Here is a 24,754-nt window from a genome sequence, read left to right as displayed (position 1 = left end):
CCCCGGCGGTCCAGGAGCGACTCCCCCTAGGGCCGGCCCGTTTCCGAGTACCACGGTTGGATCACGGTCCGGGAGAGCGTCGGCGACGACGAGGTCCGGCTGAGACGGATCGTCGACGGGCTCCGGGCCCATGTGGGACCCGTCGCCCCCGGGTCCTACGACTCGTCCACATCCGCGATGACGAGGACCCCGGCCACGGGAACGAGGTCCGCGTTCTCCGGCTCGTCCGGGGCGCGGTGAGCGAGCACACGGAGCCGCTGCTGTCGCCATGCGTCCCGACACTGGAGGACCCCTTCGGCATCGAGGAGTCCTAGGCCAGGCGCCGGTCCAGTGCCGCTACCGCCCTGCGGAACGCCCGGCCCACGCCCGGGCGGGCCAGGGACCACATCAGGCGGAAGGGGGGCGTGCCGTCGAGGGCGAAGGTCATCCGTACCCGGGTGCCGGTGCCGGCCGGGGTGAGTCGCCACTCCTCGGCCCAGGCCCGGGCGCCGGGAACGTTCGTCACGTCGACGCGGTAGGCGTACACCTCCGGGGGCTCGGCGAGCAGGACCGACTCCTCGAAGCGGGTGCCGCCCCGCAGCCGGATCCGGCGTCCGGTCTCGGTCGGCCGGGCGGACACCACCGCCGAGAACCACTGCTGCCAGCCGGGCACGTCCTCGGCGAGCGCGCGGAAGACCGCCTCGGGCGCCGCGGCCATCTCCCGGGCGAACACCAGCCGGACGGGGGCGGTCCCGGTGAAGTCGATCCCCACCGGGCGCAGACGGTGAGACATGGGTGACAGACCCCCTCGTGGGAACCTGGTGGGCAGCGGACGCTCGGCCGGTCACCCTAGCTGACGGGTCGTCAGATGTCTGCACCCTCGTCGGGTTCGCCCGCCACCACCAGTCGCCGCAGGTGCTCGGCGATCTCCGACCGTGCCTCGGCGGGCAGCCCCGCGTCCGTCACCAGCGTGTCGACCTGCTCCAGCGCGGCGAAGGAGCTCAGCCCCACGGTCCCCCACTTGGTGTGGTCGGCGACCACCACGACGCGCCGCGCGGACTGCACCAGCCGGCGGTTGGTCTCCGCCTCCGCCAGGTTCGGCGTCGACAGCCCGGCCTCCACCGATATCCCGTGCACCCCCAGGAACAGCATGTCGAAGTGGAGCGCCGCGATCGCCTGGTCGGCGACCGGCCCCACCAGGGAGTCGGACGGGGTGCGCACCCCGCCGGTCAGCACCACCGTGGCCGCGCCCTGCCGCTGCCCCGAGGAGCGCTGCGCCGCGTGGAAGACGTCCGCGACCCGTACCGAGTTCGTCACCACGGTCAGGTCGGGTACCTCGACCAGGTGGTGGGCCAGCGCATACGTCGTCGTGCCGCCCGACAGTGCGATCGCCGTGCCCGGCGTGACCAGCTCCGCGGCGGACCGCGCGATGTCCTCCTTGGCGGTCAGCTCAAGCCCCGACTTGGCCTCGAAGCCGGGTTCGTGCGTGCTCGCCTCGACGACCGGCACCGCGCCGCCGTGCACCTTCTCCAGCACCCCCTGGCGGGCCAGGGCGTCCAGATCACGGCGCACGGTCATGTCCGACACGCCGAGCTTGCGGGTCAGTTCGTTGACCCGCACGCCGCCGCGGCGCCGGACCTCATCGAGGATCAGGGCGCGCCGCTGCTCCGCGAGGAGGTTCTGATTCTCGCTCACGTACGCTCCGGTCCTTTCGCCTCAGCCGCCCGCCTCGCTTCGCACCTGCTCCGACCAGGACGTTCCGTCCGTCCCCGGTGCGCGGGCGTCTCATCTTGTCACGTGCGGGCCCCGGTGGCGCCACTGCCGCGTCGACGCGCACATGTCATTCGGACATCACATGTACCGCCGCTCTTCATGCGGATCGGGGAGATTCCATGATGAGTGGTGTAGGTCACAGTGCAACGGGTGATCCTGGTACATGCGCGGACACAAGCCATCGGCGCGTCACGGGGGAAGTGCGAACAGTGGAACGTGCACAGGAACGTGCCGTCGCGGGCGGCGCGCACGGCCTCGCCACGCGGCCGGAGGACACCGGAGCCGCCCTGGAACTCCTGGTCCACGGGGTCGGGGGCACCACACCGGAGAAGATGCTCGGCGATCCGCGCACGGTACGGGTCACCGGCGACGACACGGCGGCCGTGTTCCGGCGAGCCGAGGACGTCGATGCCGGGGAGACCGACGGAGGGGAGAGACCCGGCGGCCACCGTGCCGGACCCGTGCCGGAGGCGTACGTCTGGTGCAACCTGACCTCCGGCAACGGCGCACGCGCCCTGTGGCTGTTGCTGCTGCCGTTCATGGTCGTCAACCTCGCCCACTGGATGCGCCCCGCCGCGCCCGGCCGGCCCCGCACGGCGCGGCTGTACGGGCTGCTGGTGCGGCTGGCCGGGCTCACGCTGACCGTCCTGCTGGTCGCGGCGGCCTGCGAGGTCGCCCTCGACCTGGCGGCCTGGCAGTGCGCGGGCACCGGCCCCTGCGCCCGCCGGCACTCCTGGCTGGGCTTCCTCTCACCCGCCGGGTCCGGCGCGGGCTGGTGGAGCCGGCCCGGGCGGCGGCTCGCCGTGGCCGCCCTGGTACCGGCCGCCCTCACCGCCCTCCTCTGGTACCTCTCGCACCGCACCTGGAGCGCGTACGAATCCCAGAAGCCGCTCGACCGCGCGCCCGAGCCCGACGAGGAGACCGGCCCCACCTCGCTGGGCCGCCCCGGCTTCTGGTACGGCCGCCGCCTGGTGGCCCGGCTGCGCGCCGCCCACACCGCCGCGGGCCTGCTCACGGTCGCCGCGGCGGTGCTGATCCCGGTGGCCGGCTTCGACCGCCGGCCCGGCGGGCCCGCCGCCCTGGACACCCTGGGCCGGCTGCTGGCGGTGGCGCTGCTCGCCTGGGCGGCCGTCACGGTGGCCGTGGTGTGCCGTCGGGGCCGCAGCGAGAACCGCCTCGACCAGGAGCTCGACGAGCACCTCGTACGACGGCTGCCGCTCGGCGCCCTCCTCCTGCTCGGCCTCGTCATGCTGTACGCCGGCTGGTCGCGGCCGGGCTGGTACTCCGCCGGTCGCCTGCCCGGCGACACGGCCTTCGCGGGCCTCGCCCTCGTCCAGGGGCTGCTGGCCGTCGTGCTCGGCGTGGTGGCGCACCTGCTGCACCGCTCGGCCCCCGATCCGCGCGCGGCGATGCGCGGGCTCGGCGGACCTGCGGTCGTACTCCTCGCCTGCGCGCTCGGCGGTGTGATGTCGGGCGGTGTCGCGCAGCGCGTGGCCGACTGGCTGGACGGCACCGGCGCCGCCATCGACGGCCCGCCGGTGCTGCTGACCTGGCAGGCGTCCATGATCCCGCCCCTGCTCCTGGTGCTGCTGGCGATGGCGGCCCGGCTGGCCCGGCGCACCCACCGGCTCGCCCGCGCCGAGCGGCGCCGGGTCGAGCGCGAGCACCGGGGCGAACCCGAGGACCCGGCACGCAGCCGCCGAATCGCCCGCGCCCGCGCCATGGCCGCCCTCACCGACCGCGGGCCACTGATCGTCGGTGTCCTCGCCGCCGCCACCCTGTTGCTCGGCGCGGGGGCCCTGGCCGGTGCCCGGGCGACCCACCGGGCCCCGGGCGAGGCCGCCCGGCGGACCCACGATGTTGTCCGGGGTGCCGCCGAGGCCTCGCAGGCGCTGGGGTCCTGGCTGGTCGGCCTCGGCTTCCTACTGTTCGTCACCTGGGGCCGGCGCGCCTACAAGGACGCCTCGGCCCGGCGCACCATCGGCATCCTGTGGGACGTCGGCACCTTCTGGCCGCGCGCCGCGCACCCCTTCGCACCACCCTGCTACGCCGAGCGCGCCGTACCGGACCTCACCTGGCGGATGGCCACCTGGACGCGGCGCACCGGCGGACGTCTGGTGCTGTCCGGGCACTCCCAGGGCAGTGTGCTCGCGGCCGCCGCGGCCTGGCAGCTCACGCCCGCCGTGCGCGGCAGGGTCGCCCTGCTGACGTACGGCTCCCCACTCGAACGTCTGTACGGTCGTTGGTTCCCGGCCCACTTCGGCCCGGCCGCGCTCGCCTCGCTGCACCGGGAGGTCGCCTGCTGGCGCAACCTCTACCGGCTCACCGACCCCATCGGCGGCCCGATCCGCCTGCCCGGCGACTGCGGCCCCGCGGTGGACCACACCCCGCTCGCGGACCCGCTGGCGTACGGCCGCACCGCCGCGCACCCGCTGCCCGCGCCCCTGCTCGGCCACTCCGACTACCAGGCCGACCCGGTGTTCGCCGAGGAGCGGGCACGTCTGCTGGCCCGGCTGTGCCCCGGTCTGCCGGGCCCGCGGCACGTGCACGGCGAACCTCAGGGCAGCTCGGGCAGGTCCTCGGCGTAGAGCAGGGTCAGGTCGTCCGTGGTCGGCTCGGCGAGCTGCGCGACCCGGCTCGCGTGCCGCTCCACCATGGCCTCGAAGGTCTGGCGCGCCGTACGGCCGTTGCCGAACGCGGGGCCCTTGGGAATGGCCGTGAAGTACTTCAGCAGGGCCTCCGACGCGCCCGCGGCCAGCCGGTACTCGTGCTCGTCCGCCTGCTGCCGCACGATCCGCAGCAGCTCCTCGGGGCCGTAGTCACCGAAGGTGATGGTCCGGGAGAAGCGGGAGGCCACACCGGGGTTGACGGAAAGGAACCGCTCCATCTCCGCCGTGTAGCCGGCGACGATCACCACCACCGCGTCCCGGTGGTCCTCCATCAGCTTCACGAGGGTGTCGATGGCCTCCTTGCCGAAGTCACGGCCGGCGTCCTCGGGCGACAGCGCGTACGCCTCGTCGATGAACAGCACACCGCCGCGCGCCCGTTCGAAGGCCTCCTGGGTGCGGATCGCCGTGGAGCCGATGTGCTCGCCGACCAGGTCGACCCGGGACACCTCGACGAGATGCCCCTTGTCCAGCACCCCGAGGGAGGCGAGGATCTCGCCGTAGAGGCGGGCGACCGTGGTCTTGCCGGTGCCGGGGGAGCCGGTGAAGACCAGATGCCGCTTGACGGAGGCGGCCTTCAGACCCGCCCGCTGCCGGCGCCGGCCCACCTCGATCATGTCGGTGAGGGCGCGGACCTCCCGCTTGACGCTCTCCAGGCCGACCAGCGCGTCCAGTTCACCGAGCACGTCCTTGGACGTCCGGGACGGCTGTTCCGGCGTGACGGGGACAGCGGCCGGGGTCTGCGGGGCGTCGGCCCGCTGATCGGGCATCAGGCCCAGCAGGCCGGGGGATCCGTTCGTCGCCTGCACGGCCGTCTCGCGCGCCGCGGACAGTCTCGGACCGCCGCTCTCGTCGCTCGTGCAGTCCTCCACGACCGGACCGCTGCCGGGCGCCGCGTCCGGCCCGCCGTCCGCGAACTCGTAGCCGCCGCGCGCACACCGCTCTGTACGGCACTTCCGCAAGGTCGTACGGCAGCCGTCGATGACGTGGAAACCGTACCCGCCGCTGCCGGTCACCCGGCAGCCGAGGAAACTGCCCCGGCCGCCCGCCGACACGTAGAAACCCGCCTCCGCGGGGGAGTCGACCGTGCACCGCTCGATGACGGGGTCGGCGCCCTTGGTGACGATCACGCCCGTCTGGGTGCCGTCCACGGTGCAGTTGCTGAGCGTGCCGCCGCTGCCGTGGTCACGGAACCAGGCACCGGTCGCCGCCTCCCGGATCCGGCAGTCGTCGAGCTGGGCGGTCGCCCCGTCGCTCACCGACACGGCCGTGTTGCGTACCTGGGTGAGATCGCTGTCGACCACGTCCGCGCGCGAGCCACGGTCCAGTACGAACAGCGCGTCCGGCACGTCGTGCACCCGGCAGGAGTCGAGCACCGCGGTGGCGCCGTCGCTCACCCACACCGCCGGATAGTCGCCCGTGCTGTCGAAGATCTCGCACTGGTTGGCGTCCACACGGGTGCCCGGGTCCCACACCGACAGGCCGTTGCGCCCGAACTGACGCACCGTCGTCCGGGTCAGGGTCAGCACCGAGCGGGAGCGCAGGTCGACCGCGTTCTCCGGGATGTCGTGGATACGGCAGTCGGCGAGCGTGAGCACGGCGTCCGTGTCGAGGGTGACACCGTCCGCGGTGGTGCGGTGCACATCGCAGTCGGTCAGGTGGGCGGTGGCCCGCGCGCTGACCTGCACCCCGGACCCCCGGACCTCGTACACCTCGCACCCCACCGCCTCCAGCGCGGAGTTCTCGCCGGTCACGCTCAGACCCGAGCCCGACGAGTGGTGCACCCGGCAGCGCTCCAGCCGGGGGTGCCCGCTGCCGCTGACCGCCACACCGGACTGGCCGGCCGCGACCACCTCGCACTCCTCGAACACCCCGCCCCCGCCGTCCAGCACGGCGATGCCGACGCCGGCCGGATTGTCGACGGTGCAGCGGCGCACGGTCGGACGGGCGCCCCCGCGGACCTCGATGCCCGCGGCGGACCGGGTGACGACTCGCACGTCCATCAGCTCCGGCGTACCCTCCTCGACGAGCAGGGCGGGAGAGGCCGCGTCCTGACCCTCGACGTGCAGGTCCCGCACCACCGCCGAGGCACGCACCGTCAACGGCACCCCGTCCGGGGGCGCGATGCGTACGGAGCCGGGCGAGCCCTCGGGGCCGCGCAGCGTCACCGCCCGCTGGACGACGAGGTTCTCCCGGTACGTGCCCGGGGCGACGGTGAGGACGTCTCCGTCGGCCGCGGCCTCCAGAGCGGCGGCGAGCGAAACGTACTCACCCGTGCGGCGCCGCCACCGCGATGTGCCGGTGTGCGTCACCTGGACCGTGCCCTGTGCCATGGCGTTGCTGTGCCCCCACCTCGTCGTATTGCAGGCTTGTTCGCCTTCGGGGCGCGCCCCTGCGGCTCGCTCGCGCGCGGGTTGATTGCCGAAGGGTTCGGCCGGACCACCGTAGCGTGCGGGCGGGCGGTGGGTTGACCAGAGCCGCAAGGCCGTCAGCTGCCGGTGCCGGCCTTGCCCCAGTCCGGACCCGCCCGGTCCCAGGCCTGGTCCCAACGCGCGTACCGGTGGCGGACCATGCGCCAGACGACCAGGCGTCTGCCGCCCTCGACCGCGCCCGCGGCCAGCATCGCCGCGCCGAACCCGGCGAGCACGGCGTGGGTCGTGGCCGTCGCCGAGTCCAGTGGGCGGGCGGCCATGTGCCCGTGCTGGTCGGTCCAGAGCCGGAAGTGGTCACCGGGGTGCGGGGACTTGAGGGGTATCAGGACCGTGTCGAGCTGCCGGGTGCCGTCGGGGGCTGTCCAGGTGGCCAGGACCCGGTTGCGGGTGTCGTGCGCGGTGGTGTCGGGCTCGGGGTCCAGCGGGGCGGGGTCCAGCTTGCGCGTCACCGTGGCCGTCACCAGGTGACGGGAGTCGTGCTGGGCCCGGACCGACCGCTGCAGGGAGTCCTGGGCCACGGCGCCGACGAGTGAGCCGATCACGGGAGCGGCCACCACGATCAGCAGCAGGGTCACGAGGGCCAGCCACGCCTCGACCAGATCGGTCGTGCGGCGCAGCGGATTGTTCCGCCAGCGCCAGAGTCCGCCGATTGCCCGCACCGTCCCGCACCCCCCTTCCCGCTCCGTGATAACCCCCGCCGGAGCCGTTCGCCCGCAAGTTTGGTCGAAGAGAGAGCCACATCACCTCCGACCGGGACCGGGACCTCTCATCAACCTCTCACGCCCTGCCAACGACCGGCCCCGGCCCTCCGGTTCCCGTCCGGCGGCGCGAGCTGAGCGCTGTTCGAGGAGCGCTACTCGAGGACGCGCACCGGGTCCCCCACCCGGACGGTGCCGGGGGACTCGGGCACCAGGTTCTGCCCGAAGATCAGCCCGCCGCCGAAACGGCGGTGGCGCGCCAGGGTGCGCAGGGGTTCCCGGCCGCGTTCGGCGGTCTCCTGGTCGGTCGTGGTCACGACGCACCGCCCGCAGACCTTGGCGACGCGGAAGACCACCTCACCGACACAGACGCGCGACCAGTCGTCCTCGGCCCAGGGCTCCGTGCCCGCCACGACCAGATTCGGCCGGAAGCGGTTCATGGGCAGCGGCCCTTCGTGGGCGTGGTCGCCCCGCGCGATGAGGGAGTTCAGGGCGGCGAGGGAGCCCGTGGTGGTGACCAGCAGCGGAAAACCGTCGGCGAAGCTCACGGTCTCGCCGGGAAGCGCGTAGTCCGGATCCACCGGGCGGCGGGTGCCCGGGTCGTCCATGTGGACGAGGCGGACGGAGGTTCCCAGATACTCGGTGCACCAGGCGGCAGCGGCCTCCTCGGCCGGGACGGCCTCCACCTTGGTGCCGAAGATCTCCATCGTGACCGTGCCCGCCGGCCGTGGCACGGGGACCGTGAGCGGCGCCCGGCCGGGTGCGGACAGACGAATGCCGCCGCCGGACACGAGTTCGGCAGCGGCCGGCGCGAGGCGCGGCTGTTCGCGCTGTGTGACGACCTTTCCCCCGTCGTCGATCAGTGCCCAGCGCCGGTCTCCGGCCAGCCCCCAGGGCTCCACCACGGCTTCCCGGGGCGAGAAGCCCCGGAGCGCCTTGACCGGATGGACGTGGATCGACTGCAGCTCGGCGTTCCCCATGACGTCATCGTGCCAGTTGGCGGCGACAACTGGGGACGCCGGTCAGTAGCCGCGGTACTGCTGGTTGTTGTACGGCTCCTGGTAGGGAGCCGCGGGCCGCGGGGCCGCGGGGCGCATCGCCTCGTAGCCGGTGCCCTGCGCCATGGGCCGGGGCTGCTGCGGCTGCGGGCCGGGGTAGCCGCGCGGCGCGGTGGCCTGCTGCGGGATGTACGCGGTGGGCGCCTGCTGCAGCGGGGCCGGCTGTTGCGCCTGCGGATAGCCGTAGACGGGGGCCTGCTGGGAGGGGCCCGACGGGAGCGCGGGCAGTGCCGACGGCAGCGCGGGCAGGTGGCTGCCCGAGTCGTACGCGGCGGGGACCCGGATCGGGGCGATCTGCGGGGTGCCCCGCTCGGCCACGAGCGAGTCGTAGATCGGGGTGTCCGGGAAGGAGGCGGAGTAGTAGCCGCCACCATAAGTGGAGCGGGGGGAGGTCATGGCACATAAGTTAAGCCCACAGTGTGCTGGTTGGGGAGACCGATAAGAGGGTTGTTTTCCGTGTCGGCGGTGACCAGGGATCCCTAATCCGAGCGAACTTGGCAAAAATGGACGTTACTCAAGGCCTCGATCCTGTAAAGGCCGAGTTCCGGGCGGGTTACCGAGGGTTGGCCGCGATCTTCCTGTGCCCTTCACGGGCGTTCGCCAGGCCCCGCGAATAGGTTGTCCGGGTAGGCATGAGGCAGGCCTGAGTCAGGACATGACTCAGGACATGAGTCAGGGATGACGAGGACGGACCGGGTGCGACCCGGCGGCGACCCGCGATGGGGGCGGACATGACAATGTCGAAAGGATCCAATACGCCGGTGCCCACGACGGCCCTGCGCGTCGAATTGGGCTGGCGCCCCGGACCCGGTGTCCCCGACGCGGACGCCTCGGCGTTGCTCCTGGCATCCGGAAAGGTCCGCTCCGACGGGGACTTCGTCTTCTACAACCAGCCCGCGCATTCCTCCGGCGCGGTCCGGCACGAGGGCAAGCGGAACGCCGGAGAGCGGGTGACCGACACGCTTGTGGTGGATCTCGCGCGCGTGGAGGGCGTGATCGAGCGGGTGGTCCTCGCCGCCTCCGCGGACGGCGGTGCTTTCGGCCAGGTGCCGGGCCTGTACATCGAGGTCAGGGACGCCGCCCGGGACACCGTCGTCGCCCGCTTCGACAGCCCGGGCGCGACCGTCGAGACGGCTTTCGTCCTCGGGGAGCTCTACCGGCGCCAGGGCGCCTGGAAGTTCCGTGCCGTGGGCCAGGGCTACAGCACCGGACTGGAGGGCCTGGCCACCGACTTCGGCATCACGGTGGACGAGCCGCAGCATCCGGCGCCGCCTGCCACCCTGGCGCCTCCAGCCGCCCTGGCTCCGGCCGCCGCCCCCGCCCCGCCTCGTCACCTGACGCCTCCCCCCGCCCCGCCGATGCCCACCAGCCCGCCCGTGACCGCGCCGGTCACCGCGCCACCGCCTCCGGCCCCCGCCGCCACGCCCGTGCGCCTCACCAAGGTGACGCTCACCAAGGCCGCCCCCACCGTGTCCCTGGCCAAGCAGGGCGGCACGTCCGGCGCCTTGCGGGTCAACCTCAACTGGCAGACGCGCAAACGGTCCCCCGGCTGGGGCGGACGGCGCGGCGCGGCGGACCTCGACCTCGACCTGTGCGCCCTGTACGAACTCGCCGACGGCCGCAAGGGAGTCGTACAGGCCCTCGGCAACGCCTTCGGCTCGCTGCACCGGCCGCCGTACATCCACCTCGACGGCGACGACCGCACCGGTGGCGTCGCGAGCGGAGAGAACCTCACCGTCAACCTCGACCACCAGCACGACTTCCGGCGCATCCTCGTCTTCGTCACCGTCTACGAGGGCGCCGACTCGTTCGCCGACCTGCACGCCACCGTCACCCTCCAGCCCCAGCACGGCGCCCCGATCGACTTCTCGCTCGACGAGTGCACGGTCCAGTCGACCGTGTGCGCGCTCGCGCTGATCACCAACACCGGCGGTGACCTGCTTGTCCGGCGCGAGGCGCGCTACCTCGTCCCGGAGCACGGGGTGAGCCCGCAGCGGACGGTCGACCGCGCCTACGGGTGGGGCATGAACTGGACCCCCGGCCGGAAGTAGCGGCCCCGGCCGGGGTCAGCCCTCGTCCGGCACGGCGTCCGGCCGGGCGTACGTACGGCCCTTCCAGGCCGCCCCGCGCCCCCGGTAGTGCTGCACCGCGGAATCGACCGTCATGAGGAGGTACAGGGAAGCGGTGAGCGGGAGCAGCGGAGCGAGCCACAGCGGCTGCCGGTAGTAGCGGAGCATCGGGACGTACGTCACCGTCATCACCGACCACGCCGCCGCTCCGGTGGCCACGGCGGCCGCGTTGCCCGCCGCCGCGCCCGACAGCACGGCCGCGGGCGGCACCAGATAGACCAGGACGAGCCCGGCGACCGTACCGAGCAGCAGCAGCGGGTTGTGCCGCAGCTGCGCGTAGGCGCTGCGCGAGACCATCCGCCACAGGTCGTGCAGCCGCGGATAGGGGCGCACGCTGTCCACCCGGTCGGCCAGGCCCAGCCAGATGTGACCGCCGTCCGCCTTCACCGCGCGCGCGAGTGCCACGTCGTCGATGACCGCGTGCCGGATGGCGTCCGGGATCCGTGCCCGCCCGGCCGTCTCCGCGCGCAGCAGGACGCAGCCGCCCGCCGCGGCCGCCGTGCGCGCCCCGCGCACACCGATCCGGCGGAACGGATACAGCTGCGCGAAGAAGTAGACGAACGCCGGCACCACCAGCCGCTCCCACAGGCTCTCCACCCGCAGCCGGGCCATCTGGGAGACGACGTCGAAGCCGCCGGTGCGCGCCGCCGCGACGAGCTCCCGCAGGCTGTCCGGCGCGTGCGCGATGTCCGCGTCCGTCAGCAGCAGATATTCGGGGTCGCGCGCGCGTGCCAGGGCGATGCCGTGGCGTACGGCCCAGAGCTTGCCCGTCCAGCCCGCGGGCGGCGCACCGGGGGAGTCCACGGTGAGCGGCAGTCCGCCGTGGCGCCGGGACAGCTCGCGGGCCAGTTCACCGGTGCCGTCCGTACTGCCGTCGTCGACGAGGAAGACCTCCGCCCGCCCCGGATAGTCCTGCGCCAGCAGCGACGGCAGGCTCGCGGGCAGGACGGCGGCCTCGTCCCGGGCCGGCACGACGACGCAGACCGAGGGCCACGTCCCGGGGTCCCGGCGCGGCGGCATCCGGACATCCGTGCGCCAGAAGAAGCCCTGACACAGCAGCAGCCACAGCCATGCGGCGAGGGACAGGGAGGCGGTCCACACGATGGCGCTCACGCGCGCAGTCTGCCCCACCGGGGCGGCCCTCAAGGGCACATCGTCTATCGTGGCCGGGTGAAGATCGCGCTCATGGACTCAGGGATCGGACTGCTTCCCGCCGCCGCCGCGGCACGCCGTCTGCGGCCGGACGCCGATCTCGTCCTGTCCTGGGACCCTGACGGCATGCCCTGGGGGCCGCGTACCCCTCAGGACATCACCGAACGCGCCCTGGCCGTCGCCACGGCCGCCGCCGCGCACCGTCCCGACGTCCTGATCGTCGCCTGCAACACCGCGTCCGTGCACTCCCTGCCCCAGCTGCGGGCTCGCCTGGAGCCCGGTATTCCCGTCATCGGCACGGTCCCGGCGATCAAGCCCGCCGCCGCGGGCGGCGGGCCCGTCGCGATCTGGGCGACGCCCGCCACCACCGGGAGCTCCTACCAGCGCGGGCTGATCGAGATGTTCGCGGCGGGCGTGGACGTCGCCGAGGTGCCCTGCCCGGGGCTCGCCGACGCCGTGCACCACGCCGACGACGCGGCGATCGAGGCAGCGGTCGCCGCGGCCGCGGCACGCACCCCCGACGACATCACGACCCTGGTCCTGGGCTGCACCAACTACGAACTCGTCGCCGACCGCATCCGTGCGGCCGTGCAGAAGCCGGGCCGCGCCCCGCTCATCCTGCACGGCACCGCCGGAGCGGTCGTGGCGCAGGCACTGCGCAGGATGGGCGAGCCGCCCGCTCCCGACGCGTCCGCCGACGGCTCCCTCACGGTGCTGCTCAGCGGCCGGGAGGCCGAGCTGCCCGACACCGCGCTGCGCTACGAGGAAGGCCGGCTGCTCGCGGCCGCCACTCCGGCCCGCTGAGCCGGGGCCGGCAGCGCCGCCCGTCACCGTGACCCTCCGCGACGCGGTACCCGCGCAGCGAAACCTGAGTAGTCTCATAGATATGAGGCACCACATCCACGACGAGAGCGCGCCCCACGCCGACGTGTGGACCGGACGCGCCACGAACCGTGTCCAGTGGCTGCTGGCGCTGGCCGGTGCGGCCTGCGTGGCGCTCGGCGTCGAGCTGGCCGTCGACTCCGCCTGGACGTCCGGCGTCGCCCCGCTGGTGATGTCCGTCGTCGGGTGCATCGCGGCAGGTCTGCTGGTTCTCTTCGGCACCCTCGCGTTCGTGCATGTCGGCCTGAAGGTCGACCAGGAGTGCCTCGAGGTGCGCTGCGGCCACGTCGGTGTGCCGCGCCGCCGCATCCCCCTCTCCCATGTGGCGGGCGCCGATTTCGATCCGAACGTCACCCCGCGCCACTGGGGTGGCTGGGGCTATCGCTGGCGGCCCGAGAAGGGCACCGCGGTCGTCGTGCGCCGGGGCGAGGGCATCGTGCTGCGGCTGTGGGACGGCCATACGTTCACGATCACGGTGGACAACGCGGAGTCGGCGGTGCGCGTCATCCGGGAACGGCTGCGCACGGTCACCCAGGGCACGGCTCACTGAGCCGGTCGCCTCAGCTCACGAAGCTGTCGCGTACGGGAGTTCTCCCGTCGCCCGCCGGTCCGTCGGGCGTGAGCGGCCGGGCCGTGGCCAGCCCGGCCAGCAGTCCGGCGCCCGCCGACACCGTGGTGAAGCTCAGCGCGTCGCCCACCGCGGCGATCGCGGCGAGCCCGGTCAGGGCCGCGCCCGCGGTGAGCGCGACCGGCGTGGAGCGGGGCGAGCGCCACAGGGCGTACAGGAACCAGCAGAACGCCGCGGCCAGGAGCAGTACGCCGACGAGCCCCTGCTCCGCGGCCTGCTGCAACGGCGCCGAGTGCGGCTTGCCGTCGGGCCACGGCGCCTGGGCCGCGGTGGAGCTCAGCTCGCCGAACCGGCCGGGGCCCACGCCCAGAGCCGGCTCCCGGTGGGCCAGGTGCAGTGCGTCCTGCCACAGCTGGATGCGGCGCGGGGTGAGCCGGCCCCCGAGGGACGTGGTGAGCCCGGCCGGCAGGACCTTCCCGGCCACCGCCCACACCGTCCCGGTGACCAGCGTCGCCGCCAGGGCAAGGCCCGCGACGGCGAGGCCGCGTGGGCGCATCCGGCCGGCGGCGAGCGAGCACAGCAGGACGGTGCCGCCGATGGCGCACCCGGTGGCCGATCCCATGACGGCCGCGGTCACCGCGATCCCGGCGGCCAGCAGCCGCAGGGCGAACCGCGGTGCCGGAGCGGACGTGGCCCAGGCCGCGCAGCAGGCGGCTCCGGCGGCCAGGGTGAACAGCGCGGCACAGGCGCCGGCGTGTCCGAGCGGAGTGGTGACCTGGGGCCCCGCGCCGAGATACGGCAGGGCCACCGCCAGCCCGAGCCCGGCCAGGGCCCCCGCGCAGGGTGCCGCGACCGGCAGCAGCGAGCCGGAGATCCGGCCCGAGGCGTATCCGGCGGCCACCGCGAGCACCGCGAGGAGGACACCCTCCGGGCGGCCGTCGTGCGCCGCCGCGCTGATCAGGGACCAGACGGCGCAGGCCCCGAGCACGATGACGCCCATCACGTCAGAAACGTTTCGTCTGTCGCTGTCCGGCTCCGCGCGCGCCGCGGACGCCGTCCGTGTGGATCCCACCCCGCCGCCCCCCGTACCCGGTCCCCCGACCTGTGGCAGCCCCCGCCGCCCACGCCCTGGCCGGCCGCATGACAGAAGCTGGGCACACCGTAACGGTTGATGACCGTTTTGTGGACGAGTTGCGCAGGAAAGGTGCGGTTCCTGACCGTAGGAGTGCTGTATGTAGCCCTCATGTCGCGCTCCGGACCGTCCTGCCAAGGCCGGCGTCGCCCGCCGTACACTCCCGGAGTGACCGTCACCGCAACTTCCGTGGACCAGTCCGACCAGCTGCAGCCGCGGACCCCGCCCACCGGGCTCGGCAACCGGCTGGCCCGGCTGATCCCGGCCGCCGCCGCCGCGCTCTGCGGAGTAGTGCTGTACTTCAGCTTTCCGCCGCGCACCGTGTGGTGGCTGGCGCTGCCCGCCTTCGCCGGCTTCGCCTGGGTCCTGCGCGACCGCAGCTGGAAGGCCGCGCTCGGCCTCGGCTACCTCTTCGGGCTGGGCTTCCTGCTGCCGCTGCTGGTGTGGACAGGCGTGGAGGTCGGCCCCGGCCCCTGGCTCGCACTGGTCGCCATCGAGGCGATCTTCGTCGCGCTGGTCGGCGTCGGCGTGGCCGCCGTCTCCAAGCTGCCCGCCTGGCCGGTCTGGGCGGCCGCCGTATGGATAGCGGGCGAGGCGGTACGCGCGCGCGTGCCCTTCCGCGGCTTCCCCTGGGGCAAGATCGCGTTCGGGCAGGCGGACGGCGTCTTCCTGCCGCTCGCCGCCGTGGGCGGCACCCCGGTGCTCGGTTTCGCGGTCGTGCTGTGCGGCTTCGGGCTGTACGAGGCCGGGCGCCTCGTCGTCGAGGGGCGCCGCACCCGGGCCGTGCGGCGCGGGGCCGCTGCCGCCGCCCTGCTGAGCGTCGCCGTTCCCGTCGCGGGAGCGGTCGCCGCCCGGCCGCTGGTGAGCGACAAGGCCGAGAACGGCACCGCGACCGTCGCCGTCATCCAGGGCAACGTGCCGCGCTCCGGCCTGGAGTTCAACGCCCAGCGGCGCGCCGTGCTCGACTACCACGCGCGCGAGACCAAGAAGCTGGCCGCCGACGTCAGGGCCGGCAAGGTGCCCAAGCCGGACTTCGTCCTGTGGCCGGAGAACTCCTCCGACATCGACCCCTTCGCCAACGCCGACGCGGCCATCGTCATCGACGAGGCGGCCCGGGCCGTCGGCGTGCCCATCTCGGTCGGCGGAGTCGTCGAGCGCGACGGCAAGCTGTACAACGAGCAGATCCTGTGGGACCCGGCCAAGGGCCCCACACAGACGTACGACAAGCGGCAGATCCAGCCGTTCGGCGAGTACCTCCCGCTGCGGTCCATGCTCGGGGCCATCAACAAGAACTGGACCACCATGGTCCGCCAGGACTTCAGCCGGGGCACCAAGCCCGGCGTGTTCGACCTCGACGGTGCCAAGGTCGGCCTCGTCACCTGCTACGAGGCCGCCTTCGACTGGGCCGTGCGGTCCGAGGTCACCGACGGCGCGCAGATGATCTCCGTGCCGAGCAACAACGCGACCTTCGACCGCAGCGAGATGACCTACCAGCAGCTCGCGATGTCCCGCATCCGCGCCGTCGAGCACAGCCGGACCGTGACCGTGCCGGTCACCAGCGGCGTCAGCGCGGTCATCATGCCCGACGGGAGGATCACCCAGAAGACCGGCATGTTCGTGCCCGCCTACCTGGTCCAGAAGGTGCCGCTGCGCACCTCCGAGACGCCCGCCACCCGGCTGGGCATCCTGCCCGAGATGGCCCTGGTGCTCGTCGCCGCGGGCGGACTCGGCTGGGCGATCGGGTCCGGCCTGCGCCGTAGGCGCGCTGCCGACGCGTAGCCGTACGCGGGTCGTGCGCCCTGCCGAGTTCACGGGAGTGGCCGAACCGGCCCGTTAGGGTCGGTCCATGGCAACTCCTGACTTCATCCGTACGATCCGCGCTTCCGCGGGACACCAGTTGCTGTGGCTCCCGGGAGTCACCGCCATCGTCTTCGACGACGAGGGCCGAGTGCTGCTGGGCCGCCGGTCCGACACCCGCAGATGGTCGGTGATCGGCGGCATCCCGGAGCCCGGTGAGCAGCCGGCGGTCTGCGCCGTACGGGAGGTCCACGAGGAGACCGCGGTGCACTGCGTGGTCGAGCGGGTGGTCCTCGTCCAGGCGCTGGACCCCGTCACCTACGAAAACGGCGACGTCTGCCAGTACATGGACATCACCTTCCGCTGCCGGGCCGTCGGCGGCCGGGCGCGGGTGAACGACGACGAGTCGCTCGAGGTGGGCTGGTTCGAGGTGGACGCCCTGCCCGAACTCAACGAGTTCGCGGTGTTCCGGATCAAGCAGGCCATGTCCGACGCACCCACCTGGTTCGACCCCATGGGATCCGACGCCACTACTCCCCGCTGAAGTATGTGTCCGGCCCATATGCGGTGGGGGCTGGACGCTGCCTAGGGTGGTCGGCATGACCTCGCCCAGCGTCCCGCCCGGCCCGCACGCCCTCTCCCTCGACCTCGGCGGCCGCACCGCCCTCGTCACCGGCGCCGCCGGCGGCATCGGCCGCGCCTGCGCGCTGCGGCTGGCGGCCGCCGGAGCCAAGGTGAGAGCCGTCGACCGGGACGCGGCGGGCCTGGACGCGCTGGCCGAGCGGGCCCGGGACCTGGCGGGCACCGTCGAGGCGCAGGTACTGGACCTCACCGATCTGGACGCCGCCGAACACGCCGCCGCCGGCACCGACGTGCTGGTCAACAACGCCGGGCTGCAACTGGTACGGCCCATCGAGGACTTCCCGCCCGATGTCTTCCACACCGTCCTGACCGTGATGCTGGAGGCGCCGTTCCGCCTCATCCGCGGCGCTCTGCCACACATGTACGGGCAGGGCTGGGGCCGGATCGTCAACGTGTCCTCCGTCCACGGCCTGCGCGCCTCCGCCTACAAGTCGGCGTATGTGGCCGCCAAACACGGCCTGGAAGGACTGTCCAAGACGGCCGCCCTGGAAGGCGCCCCCCACGGCGTCACCTCGAACTGCGTGAACCCCGCCTACGTGCGCACCCCACTGGTCGAGAAGCAGCTCGCCGACCAGGCGCAGGCGCACGGCGTTCCCGAAGAGCGCGTGTTGTCCGAAGTGCTCCTCCAGGACAGCGCCGTCAAGCGGCTCATCGAACCGGACGAGGTCGCCGAGGCCGTGGCGTACCTGTGCAGCCCGCAGGCGTCCTTCGTCACCGGCACCTCGCTGGTGCTCGACGGCGGCTGGACGGCCCACTGAACGGCCCGGCGTCCCCGGGCGGGGAAGTTTTCCACAGGCCTGACGGGACGGCCGGACGATACGGAATCCTGTGAGCATGTCCCGCGATCACGTGCAGTCCGCCGAGCGCCCCGCCACCGCCGCCGGGGCGCCGGCCGGTGCCGCCGCCCCGCCCGACGGCGGCACGGAGGCGCCCTTCCTCGAACTGCTGGCCCGCGGCGCCTCGGCGGACGCGTACGAGCAGCCCGTACTGCTCGCCCGCGCCGAAGGCCGTCCGGCCGACCGGATCGCCGCGCTGGAGGAGGCCAAGGCCCTCGCCCTGCGGGTCCGGGCGGAACTGGAAGGACGGCGCAGACGCGAGGCGGAGCTGTCCGCGCTCTTCGAGACCGCGCACGACCTGGCGGGCCTGAGGGACCTGGACGCCGTCCTCCGGGCGATCGTGCAGCGCGCCCGCTCACTGCTCGGCACGGACGTCGCCTACCTCAGCCTCAACGACCCGGCCAGGGGCGACACCTACATGCGCGTGACCGAGGGCTCGGTCGCGGCCCGCTTCCAGCAGCTGCGGCTGGGCATGGGGGAGGGCCTCGGCGGGCTCGTCGCCCAGACCGCCCGGCCGTACGTCACCGAGGACTACTTCCACGACGCGCGCTTCCAGCACACGCACACCATCGACGCGGGTGTGCGCGACGAGGGCCTGGTCTCCATCCTCGGGGTGCCGCTGATGCTCGGCCCGCACGTCATCGGCGTGCTGTTCGCCGCGGACCGGCGGGCGCGGGTCTTCGAGCGCGAGCAGATCGCCCTGCTCGGCTCCTTCGCCGCCCTCGCCGCCGCCGCGATCGACACCGCCAACCTGCTCACCGAGACCCGCGCGGCCCTCGCCGGACTGGAACGGGCCAACGAGATCATCCGGGACCGCAGCGCGGTCATCGAACGTGCCTCGGACGTCCACGACCGGCTCGCCGAACTCGTCCTGCGCGGCGGCGGGGTCCATGACGTGGCCGCCGCGGTCTCCGAGGTCCTGGACGGCAGGGTCGAGTTCGCCGATGCCCTCGCGGCACCGCCGCAGGCCCTGGAGGGCTCCCGCGCCGAAGGACACGCCGTCCGGCACGGCGACGACTGGATCGCCGCGGTCGCCGCCGGGGACGAACTCCTCGGCGCGCTCGTCCTGTACGGCCACCCCGGCCTCGACCCCGTCGACCAGCGCACCCTGGAACGTGCCGCCATGGTCACCTCCCTGCTGCTGCTCGCCCGCCGCTCCGCCGCCGAGGCCGAACAGCGCGTCCGCGGTGAACTCCTCGACGACCTCCTCGACGCCCGCGACCGCGATCCCCGCCTGCTGCGCGACCGCGCCTCCCGGCTGCACGCCGACCTCGACGCCACCCACGTCGTCCTGGCCGCCCGCCTCGACGGTCCGGCCGCCGACGCCGACCAGGAGGCCGACGCCCGACGCCGCCTGTGGGCCGCCGCGTCCCACCTCGCCGCGACCCGCCAGGGCCTCGCCGCCGCCCGCGACGGCGGGACCGTCCTGCTGCTGCCCCTCGCCCCCGGCGACACCGCCACGGACCTCGCCCGCCGCACCGCCCACCAGCTCGGCACGGCCGTCCACGAACCGGTCACCGTCGGCGCCTCAGCCCCCGCCGCCGACCTCGCCGCACACCCCGGCCAGGTGACCTCCGCCTATGCCGAGAGCCGCCGCTGCCTCGACGCACTGCGCCTCCTCGGCCGCCCGGGAGACGGCGCCGCCGCCGCGGACTTCGGCTTCCTCGGCCTGCTCCTCGCGGGCGAGCGGGACGTCACCGGCTTCGTCGAGCGCACCATCGGCCCGGTGGTGGCCTACGACGAGCGGCGCGGTACGGAGCTGCTGCGCACCCTCGACGCGTACTTCGCCTGCGGTATGAGCCCGGCGCGCACCAAGGACGAACTGCACGTCCACGTGAACACGGTCGCCCAGCGACTGGAGCGGGTCGGCCGCCTCCTCGGCGACGACTGGCAGGACCCCGCTCGGACCCTGGAGATACAACTGGCCCTGCGCCTGCACCGGTTCGCGGCACCGGCACGGCACTGACCCCCGTACGGAGGGCCGTACGGGGGCCGGTCGGGGCATGCCGGAAGCCGATCAGACGCTGCGCGCGCCGGCCGCCCGGCTCGTGACGGCCTCGGTGCCGACCGCGTCCGCGTCCCCCACCTCCGCGAGATCCCGGTGCCGCGTCTCCCTGGCCACGCCCACGGCGACCAGCGTCACCAGCGCCGCCGCGATCACGTACAACGCGATCGGGGTCGCACTGCCGTAGTCCGCCAGCAGGGCCGTGGCGATGAGCGGCGCGGCCGCACCGGCGGCGACGGAGGCGAACTGGGCGCCGATGGAGGCGCCGGAGTAGCGCATCCGGGTCGCGAACATCTCGGCGAAGAACGCGGCCTGGGGCGCGTACATCGCGCCGTGCAGCACCAGCCCGACGGTCACGGCGAGGACGAGGCTGCCGAACGTTCCCGTGTCGACGAGCGAGAAGAACGGGAACATCCACAGTCCGACCCCGGCCGCGCCCAGCAGATAGACCGGCCGGCGGCCGACGCGGTCGGACAGCGCGCCCCAGGCCGGGATGACGGCGAAGTGCACGGCGGAGCCGATGAGCACGGCGTTCAGCGCCGTCTGCTTGGAGACGCCGGCCGACGTGGTGGCGTAGACGAGGATGAACGCCGTGATCACGTAGTAGCTGATGTTCTCCGCCATGCGCGCGCCCATCGCCACGAGAATGTCGCGCCAGTGGTGCCGCAGCACGGACACCAGCGGCGGCTTGTCGGCATCGTCCCCGCGGGTGGCTTTGCGCGCCTCGGCCCGCTCCAGCGCCTCCCGGAAGACGGGCGACTCGTCGACGGACAGCCGGATCCACAACCCGACCACGACCAGTACCCCGGACAGCAGGAACGGGATCCGCCAGCCCCAGCTGCCGAAGGCGTCGTCCGACAGGAGGGCGGTGAGCAGCGACAGCACACCGGTCGCCAGCAACTGCCCGGCCGGCGCCCCCGTCTGCGGCCACGACGCCCAGAACCCGCGCCGCCGCGCGTCCCCGTGCTCGGACACCAGCAGCACGGCCCCGCCCCACTCACCACCGAGCGCGAACCCCTGCACCAGCCGCAGCGCCGTCAGCAGCACGGGCGCGGCGGCCCCGACACTCGCATGGGTCGGCAGCAATCCGATCGCGAACGTCGCCCCGCCCATCATCAGCAGGCTCAGCACCAGCAGCCTCTTGCGCCCCAGCCGGTCACCGTAGTGCCCGAACACCAGGGCCCCCAGCGGCCGGGCCGCGAACCCCACCGCGTACGTCAGGAACGACAGCAGCGTCCCGACGAGCGGATCGGAGTCCGGAAAGAACAGCTTGTTGAACACCAGCGCGGCGGCCGAGCCGTACAGAAAGAAGTCGTACCACTCGATGGTCGTGCCGATCAGGCTCGCGGCGACGATACGGGGGAGGCTCGCGGGGGGTGGGGGAGCGGTGGTTCCGGAGGCCATGTGCGCCACTTCCTCGTGTGCGGTGGGGACGGGTACGTGTCGGCACACGGTAGGAAGATGCAGGTCAGGGGCCCATGTGGTGGGGCACCATAGTTCGAGGGTTGTCTATGCGTGTGGCGCCCATGCCGACTCGGGAAGAGCGGCTCAGGGGCTCGCGAGTGATCGAAACCAGCGCCGTCCGGGACGCGTAGTTCAGGTTGATCAAGGTCACAACGGCCCCTTCTACTCCGTCGACACCAAGGGCCAGAAGCCGCAGTTCAGCTGGAACGAGGCCGACGTGCTGAACTGGAGCACCAAGAAGCCGTACGACTTCTGACGGTGACCGAAGAACTCGGCGCCGGGATCGTGAACGAGATCGTCGGCTCGGTCCGGGGCGGCTTCCTGGCCAACCGGTACGACCGCGTCCGCGTCTCCCGCTGGTCCTGCTCGCCGCAGCAGCACGACAAGACGCGTGACGGCTGCACCACGCACATGACCCACCAGGCGGAAAGGACTTGCCTGATCATGGATCTCGCCGTGCGCCGGAGCGAGTCGACGAGTGCGGCGTGGGAGCGGACAGTGTCCTTGCTGCCGGGCGTTGATGGGCGGGGGCGTCCGTGGTGGGATCACCGGCAGGTGATCAACGGCGTGCTGTGGCGGCTGCGGACCGGGGCACCCTGGCGGGACCTGTCCGAGCGCTGTGGTCCGTGGCAGACCCTCTAGGAACGCTTCGCTCGCTGGGAGGCAGACGGGGCCTGGGCGTAAGTGCTTGAGCGCGTCCAGGTGCGCGACGACGCGAGGGGCCCGGTGAAACGGACAGTGTCGGTGGGCTCCACCATCGCACGCGCCCACCGGCATGCCGTCGGGGCTCGTAAAGAGAGGGAGTCAGCGGGGGACGAACCGGAAGATGCGGCACGCGCGGCGGCCGGCCAAGCGCTCGGCCGGTCACGCCGCGGGTTGATCACCAAGCTTCACCTCGCCTGTGACAGCAGGGGCCCGCCCCTGGCTATTGCCGTGACACCGGCAACGTCTCCCGGAACGGGCGGACCAGAAGGCCAACCGCCTACCACGCGGACAGTCCGGCGGCAGACCGCCGACCTTCGACCGCGGCCTCTGCAAGGACCGCAACCGCCTCCAACAGTTCCGCGCGATCGCTGTGCCGCAGGTCGCACTACGGTGCGTCGTCGTACCGATGGTCGTGCCGATCAGACTGGCGGCGACGATACGGGGAGGCCTGCGGGGGACGCGGGAGCGGTGGTTCCGGAGGCCATGTGCGCCACTTCCTCGTGTGCGGTGGGCCGGGTGCGTGTCGGTACACGGTATGAAGGCGCACGTCAGGGCACATGTGGTGGGACAACACAGTTCAGGGGCGGCTGTGCGTGCGGCCGCCATGTGTCACTTCGCGGTGTGCCCGCGGACCGTGTCGCGGAAGGCGATCGGGGTCTGGCCGGTGCGGTGGTGGAAGTACTTGCTGAAGTGGGTCGCGCTGGCGAAGCCGAGACGGTCGGAGATGCGGGCGGCGCTCTGGTCGCTGTGGGCCAGGAGGCGCTTGGCCTCCAGGACGACGCGGCGGTCGATGAATTCCTTGGCACCGAGTCCGGCGGCGGCGAGCGTGGCGCGGGAGAGGGTGCGGGCCGCGTAGCCGAGCGTTTCGGCGTAGTCCTCCACCCGGCGGGTGCGCGCGAAGTCCCTTTCCACGGCATCGCGGAAGCGCAGGTAGGTGGCGCCGGGTCCGGGGGCGGGGCGGCCGGCGGGTGCGGTGAGGTGGGCCAGCCGCAGGACGAGGACCGCGAGCAGGTGGCGCAGGGCTGCGGTGTGGATCTCCAGGGGCAGGTGTCCGAGGGCGTGGAACTCGGTGGTGAGGTGATCGGCGGCCAGCCGCAGGGCCGCTTCGTCGTCGGGCAGGGGGCGGCGCAGGATCGGGGCGTGCGGGTCTTCGGTGCGGGCGCTGTGCGTGGTGGCCGGGTCGAGGAAGTCCTGGCGGAACAGGATCACGGTGCCGTCGGCGTCGGTGAGGTCGCCCCACTGGTGGACCTGCCCGGGGCGTACCCAGAGCCAGGAGCCGGGGTCGAGGGCGTAGGCGGTGAAGTCGACCGTGTGCCGCAGGGTCCCGCCGGTGAGGGCGATCAGGTGGTGGAAGTCCGGGCGCCGGGGGGCCACGAGCCGCTCCGCGGGGACCCGGTGGCGCAGGTCGGCGAGGGACAGCACCTCCACGCTGGCGGGGGTGCCGGCGGGCGCCGCAAAGGAGATCTCCGGGATGCCGCGATCGGCAACGTGTCGCTTTTTGACCATCGTGGGTCGCCAGCGTATCTGATTCGGCCAGTTCATCTCCCCTAGCGTGAAGGTGCCGGCCGCTCCCGGAGTCGAGCCGATGTCGGAAAGCAGTAAGCCACCTCGTGAGGAGAACCGTCATGAGCAACGCCAGGAACACCGTCCTGACCGCGGCCGCCGAGCTGTTCGGAAAGCAGGACCCGAGCGCGGTGGACCGCTGGGTCGCCGCCGACTACCGCCAGCACAGCGCCCTGGCCGCCGACGGCCCCGAGGCTCTGCGCCGACTGGTCGCCGGCCTGCCGGAGGGCTTCCGGTACGAGGGCGCCCGGGTGATCACCGACGGCGACCTGGTCGCCCTGCACGGCACCTACCACGGCTTCGGCCCCGACCCGCTGGTCGCCTTCGACATCTTCCGCGTCGACGCCGACGGCAAGCTCGCCGAGCACTGGGACGCACTGACCCCGCTGGTCGAGGACACCGCCTCCGGCCGCTCCCAGACCGACGGCCCCACCGAGCCGGCCGGCCTGGACGGGACCGAGGCCAACCGCGCCCTGGTGGGGGAGTTCGCCGAGAAGGTCCTCAAGGGCGCCGACTACTCGGTACTGGCCGACTACATCTCGACCGAGTCCTACCACCAGCACAACCCGGAAGCGGCCGACGGCCTCGACGGCTTCGGCGCCGCCGCCGCGAAGTGGGCCGAGCAAGGCAAGAACCTCGTCTACAAGACCGTCCACAAGGTCATCGCCGAGGGCGACTTCGTACTGCTCCAGTCCGAGGGCGAGTTCGGCGTCCCCGCCGCGTACTACGACCTCTTCCGCGTTGAGGACGGCAAGATCGTCGAGCACTGGGACATCGTCGCCCCCGTACCCGCAGAGCTCCCGCACTCCAACGGCCTGTTCTGACAGCGGACCGGCACCCACCTCAGCAACCCCGGATTACCGGCGCCAGACCCTACGGAGACACCATGAGCGACCCGGAGAAGAACAAGGCCACGGCCAAGGCGTTCTACCACCTGATGTTCAATCAGTGCCGCCCGGCAGAGGCCATCGACCGGTTCGCCGGTGACACCTACATCCAGCACAACCCGCACGTCGCCGACGGCAAGCAGGCGTTCATCGACTACTTCGAGCGCATGGCCGCCGAATACCCCGGCAAGCGCGTCGAATTCAAGCGCGCCTTCGCCGAAGGCGACCACGTCATCCTGCACTGCCATCAGATCTGGCCCGACGAGGAGTACGCGGGCATCGACGTCTTCCGCTTCGATGCGGGCGGCAAGATCGTCGAACACTGGGACGTCCTCCAGGTCGTCCCGCCCACCTCCAAGAACGACAACACCATGTTCTGAGCGATG

At 73.0% G+C, this 24,754-nt stretch carries 21 protein-coding genes and 1 pseudogene; 12 read left to right on the top strand and 10 right to left on the bottom strand.

Annotated features, from left to right (window positions below; translation table 11 throughout):
- The first annotated feature begins 56 nt into the window (after nt 1–56).
- A complete protein-coding gene (locus ACH45E_RS02020; protein ID WP_361436180.1) occupies nt 57–314 on the top strand; it encodes an Imm7 family immunity protein in 258 nt (85 codons plus the stop codon).
- Here the strand turns inward: ACH45E_RS02020 and ACH45E_RS02015 are convergent.
- Together ACH45E_RS02015 and ACH45E_RS02010 are read right to left on the bottom strand one after the other, a co-directional pair.
- Nucleotides 311–772, bottom strand: coding sequence for an SRPBCC family protein (locus ACH45E_RS02015; protein WP_361436182.1), 462 nt, complete (start codon nt 770–772; stop codon nt 311–313). The two genes, ACH45E_RS02020 and ACH45E_RS02015, sit on opposite strands and share 4 nt — an antisense overlap.
- Before the next feature lie 71 nt (nt 773–843).
- Nucleotides 844–1,674 (bottom strand): DeoR/GlpR family DNA-binding transcription regulator, encoded by an 831-nt coding sequence (locus ACH45E_RS02010; RefSeq protein ID WP_361436185.1) that lies wholly within the window; start codon nt 1,672–1,674, stop codon nt 844–846.
- A 287-nt stretch (nt 1,675–1,961) separates the two neighbouring features.
- Here ACH45E_RS02010 and ACH45E_RS02005 point away from each other — a divergent pair, with 287 nt between their 5' ends.
- Nucleotides 1,962–4,340: a hypothetical protein gene (locus ACH45E_RS02005; RefSeq protein ID WP_361436187.1), complete on the top strand. Its 2,379-nt coding sequence runs from the start codon at nt 1,962–1,964 to the stop codon at nt 4,338–4,340.
- On the opposite strand, the gene ACH45E_RS02000 is transcribed toward ACH45E_RS02005, so the two are convergent.
- The 4 genes from ACH45E_RS02000 to ACH45E_RS01985 all read right to left on the bottom strand — a co-directional run bounded on the left by ACH45E_RS02000 (nt 4,310) and on the right by ACH45E_RS01985 (nt 9,002).
- The gene (locus tag ACH45E_RS02000) at nt 4,310–6,751 is read right to left on the bottom strand and encodes a right-handed parallel beta-helix repeat-containing protein (RefSeq protein WP_361436189.1); all 2,442 of its coding nucleotides are present in this window, start codon (nt 6,749–6,751) and stop codon (nt 4,310–4,312) included. The two genes, ACH45E_RS02005 and ACH45E_RS02000, sit on opposite strands and share 31 nt — an antisense overlap.
- A 155-nt stretch (nt 6,752–6,906) precedes the next feature.
- The gene (locus ACH45E_RS01995) at nt 6,907–7,509 is read right to left on the bottom strand and encodes a hypothetical protein (protein WP_361436191.1); all 603 of its coding nucleotides are present in this window, start codon (nt 7,507–7,509) and stop codon (nt 6,907–6,909) included.
- Nucleotides 7,510–7,703: 194 nt separating this feature from the next.
- A complete protein-coding gene (locus tag ACH45E_RS01990) occupies nt 7,704–8,528 on the bottom strand; it encodes an MOSC N-terminal beta barrel domain-containing protein (protein ID WP_361436193.1) in 825 nt (274 codons plus the stop codon).
- A 42-nt stretch (nt 8,529–8,570) separates the two neighbouring features.
- Nucleotides 8,571–9,002, bottom strand: coding sequence for a DUF6643 family protein (locus tag ACH45E_RS01985; protein WP_361436195.1), 432 nt, complete (start codon nt 9,000–9,002; stop codon nt 8,571–8,573).
- A gap of 341 nt (nt 9,003–9,343) precedes the next feature.
- Between ACH45E_RS01985 and ACH45E_RS01980 the strand changes: the two genes are divergently transcribed.
- Complete coding sequence (locus tag ACH45E_RS01980; protein WP_361436864.1) at nt 9,344–10,657, top strand: TerD family protein; 1,314 nt, start codon at nt 9,344–9,346, stop codon at nt 10,655–10,657.
- Nucleotides 10,658–10,672: 15 nt separating this feature from the next.
- Here the strand turns inward: ACH45E_RS01980 and ACH45E_RS01975 are convergent, their stop codons facing one another.
- Nucleotides 10,673–11,848, bottom strand: coding sequence for a glycosyltransferase (locus ACH45E_RS01975; RefSeq protein WP_361436197.1), 1,176 nt, complete (start codon nt 11,846–11,848; stop codon nt 10,673–10,675).
- Nucleotides 11,849–11,905: 57 nt separating this feature from the next.
- Between ACH45E_RS01975 and ACH45E_RS01970 the strand changes: the two genes are divergently transcribed.
- Nucleotides 11,906–12,691 carry an aspartate/glutamate racemase family protein gene (locus ACH45E_RS01970; RefSeq protein ID WP_361436199.1) on the top strand — a complete coding sequence of 262 codons (786 nt, stop codon included), beginning with the start codon at nt 11,906–11,908 and terminating at the stop codon, nt 12,689–12,691.
- 82 nt (nt 12,692–12,773) lie between these two features.
- Nucleotides 12,774–13,319 (top strand): hypothetical protein, encoded by a 546-nt coding sequence (locus ACH45E_RS01965; RefSeq protein WP_361436200.1) that lies wholly within the window; start codon nt 12,774–12,776, stop codon nt 13,317–13,319.
- A 10-nt stretch (nt 13,320–13,329) separates the two neighbouring features.
- Here the strand turns inward: ACH45E_RS01965 and ACH45E_RS01960 are convergent, their stop codons facing one another.
- Nucleotides 13,330–14,337, bottom strand: a complete 1,008-nt coding sequence (locus tag ACH45E_RS01960) for an O-antigen ligase family protein (protein ID WP_361436867.1) — start codon at nt 14,335–14,337, stop codon at nt 13,330–13,332.
- A gap of 300 nt (nt 14,338–14,637) precedes the next feature.
- Here ACH45E_RS01960 and lnt point away from each other — a divergent pair, with 300 nt between their 5' ends.
- The 4 genes from lnt (at nt 14,638) to ACH45E_RS01940 (ending at nt 19,710) form a co-directional block, all read left to right on the top strand.
- Nucleotides 14,638–16,248: an apolipoprotein N-acyltransferase gene (lnt, locus tag ACH45E_RS01955; protein WP_361436203.1), complete on the top strand. Its 1,611-nt coding sequence runs from the start codon at nt 14,638–14,640 to the stop codon at nt 16,246–16,248.
- 67 nt (nt 16,249–16,315) lie between these two features.
- On the top strand, nt 16,316–16,810 hold the full coding sequence (locus ACH45E_RS01950) for an NUDIX domain-containing protein (RefSeq protein WP_361436205.1): 495 nt from the start codon (nt 16,316–16,318) through the stop codon (nt 16,808–16,810).
- A 55-nt stretch (nt 16,811–16,865) separates the two neighbouring features.
- Nucleotides 16,866–17,666 carry a 3-hydroxybutyrate dehydrogenase gene (locus ACH45E_RS01945; protein WP_361436207.1) on the top strand — a complete coding sequence of 267 codons (801 nt, stop codon included), beginning with the start codon at nt 16,866–16,868 and terminating at the stop codon, nt 17,664–17,666.
- A gap of 76 nt (nt 17,667–17,742) precedes the next feature.
- Nucleotides 17,743–19,710 carry a GAF domain-containing protein gene (locus tag ACH45E_RS01940; RefSeq protein WP_361436209.1) on the top strand — a complete coding sequence of 656 codons (1,968 nt, stop codon included), beginning with the start codon at nt 17,743–17,745 and terminating at the stop codon, nt 19,708–19,710.
- A 51-nt stretch (nt 19,711–19,761) separates the two neighbouring features.
- On the opposite strand, the gene ACH45E_RS01935 is transcribed toward ACH45E_RS01940, so the two are convergent.
- Complete coding sequence (locus ACH45E_RS01935; RefSeq protein WP_361436211.1) at nt 19,762–21,153, bottom strand: MFS transporter; 1,392 nt, start codon at nt 21,151–21,153, stop codon at nt 19,762–19,764.
- A 504-nt stretch (nt 21,154–21,657) separates the two neighbouring features.
- On the opposite strand from ACH45E_RS01935, the pseudogene ACH45E_RS01930 reads away from it, so the two are divergent.
- Nucleotides 21,658–22,288 (top strand): annotated as a pseudogene (locus tag ACH45E_RS01930) (IS5 family transposase); the annotation flags it as partial.
- A gap of 239 nt (nt 22,289–22,527) precedes the next feature.
- On the opposite strand, the gene ACH45E_RS01925 reads toward ACH45E_RS01930, so the two are convergent.
- Complete coding sequence (locus ACH45E_RS01925; RefSeq protein WP_361436870.1) at nt 22,528–23,424, bottom strand: AraC family transcriptional regulator; 897 nt, start codon at nt 23,422–23,424, stop codon at nt 22,528–22,530.
- A gap of 119 nt (nt 23,425–23,543) precedes the next feature.
- On the opposite strand from ACH45E_RS01925, the gene ACH45E_RS01920 reads away from it, so the two are divergent.
- Both ACH45E_RS01920 and ACH45E_RS01915 read left to right on the top strand, forming a co-directional pair.
- The gene (locus ACH45E_RS01920; protein WP_361436213.1) at nt 23,544–24,305 is read left to right on the top strand and encodes a nuclear transport factor 2 family protein; all 762 of its coding nucleotides are present in this window, start codon (nt 23,544–23,546) and stop codon (nt 24,303–24,305) included.
- Nucleotides 24,306–24,367: 62 nt separating this feature from the next.
- Nucleotides 24,368–24,748 (top strand): nuclear transport factor 2 family protein, encoded by a 381-nt coding sequence (locus ACH45E_RS01915; protein ID WP_361436215.1) that lies wholly within the window; start codon nt 24,368–24,370, stop codon nt 24,746–24,748.
- Nucleotides 24,749–24,754: the final 6 nt, after the last annotated feature.

It is taken from the genome of Streptomyces sp. NPDC020299 (genome assembly GCF_044387825.1).
In the GTDB taxonomy this organism is placed as follows: Bacteria; Actinomycetota; Actinomycetes; order Streptomycetales; family Streptomycetaceae; genus Streptomyces.
Note: the sequence above shows the minus strand (reverse complement) of the source record. Positions and strands in the feature narration are given on the sequence as shown.

Coding starts and splice junctions, on each gene's coding strand:
- ACH45E_RS01965 (WP_361436200.1), top strand. CDS start 12,774: ATGAGGCACCACATCCACGACGAGAGCGCGCCCCACGCCGACGTGTGG.
- ACH45E_RS01980 (WP_361436864.1), top strand. CDS start 9,344: ATGTCGAAAGGATCCAATACGCCGGTGCCCACGACGGCCCTGCGCGTC.
- ACH45E_RS02000 (WP_361436189.1), bottom strand. CDS start 6,751: ATGGCACAGGGCACGGTCCAGGTGACGCACACCGGCACATCGCGGTGG.
- ACH45E_RS01990 (WP_361436193.1), bottom strand. CDS start 8,528: ATGGGGAACGCCGAGCTGCAGTCGATCCACGTCCATCCGGTCAAGGCG.
- ACH45E_RS02015 (WP_361436182.1), bottom strand. CDS start 772: ATGTCTCACCGTCTGCGCCCGGTGGGGATCGACTTCACCGGGACCGCC.
- ACH45E_RS01925 (WP_361436870.1), bottom strand. CDS start 23,424: ATGGTCAAAAAGCGACACGTTGCCGATCGCGGCATCCCGGAGATCTCC.
- ACH45E_RS01945 (WP_361436207.1), top strand. CDS start 16,866: ATGACCTCGCCCAGCGTCCCGCCCGGCCCGCACGCCCTCTCCCTCGAC.
- ACH45E_RS01985 (WP_361436195.1), bottom strand. CDS start 9,002: ATGACCTCCCCCCGCTCCACTTATGGTGGCGGCTACTACTCCGCCTCC.
- ACH45E_RS01940 (WP_361436209.1), top strand. CDS start 17,743: ATGTCCCGCGATCACGTGCAGTCCGCCGAGCGCCCCGCCACCGCCGCC.
- ACH45E_RS01935 (WP_361436211.1), bottom strand. CDS start 21,153: ATGGCCTCCGGAACCACCGCTCCCCCACCCCCCGCGAGCCTCCCCCGT.
- ACH45E_RS01960 (WP_361436867.1), bottom strand. CDS start 14,337: ATGGGCGTCATCGTGCTCGGGGCCTGCGCCGTCTGGTCCCTGATCAGC.
- ACH45E_RS01915 (WP_361436215.1), top strand. CDS start 24,368: ATGAGCGACCCGGAGAAGAACAAGGCCACGGCCAAGGCGTTCTACCAC.
- ACH45E_RS01950 (WP_361436205.1), top strand. CDS start 16,316: ATGGCAACTCCTGACTTCATCCGTACGATCCGCGCTTCCGCGGGACAC.
- ACH45E_RS01920 (WP_361436213.1), top strand. CDS start 23,544: ATGAGCAACGCCAGGAACACCGTCCTGACCGCGGCCGCCGAGCTGTTC.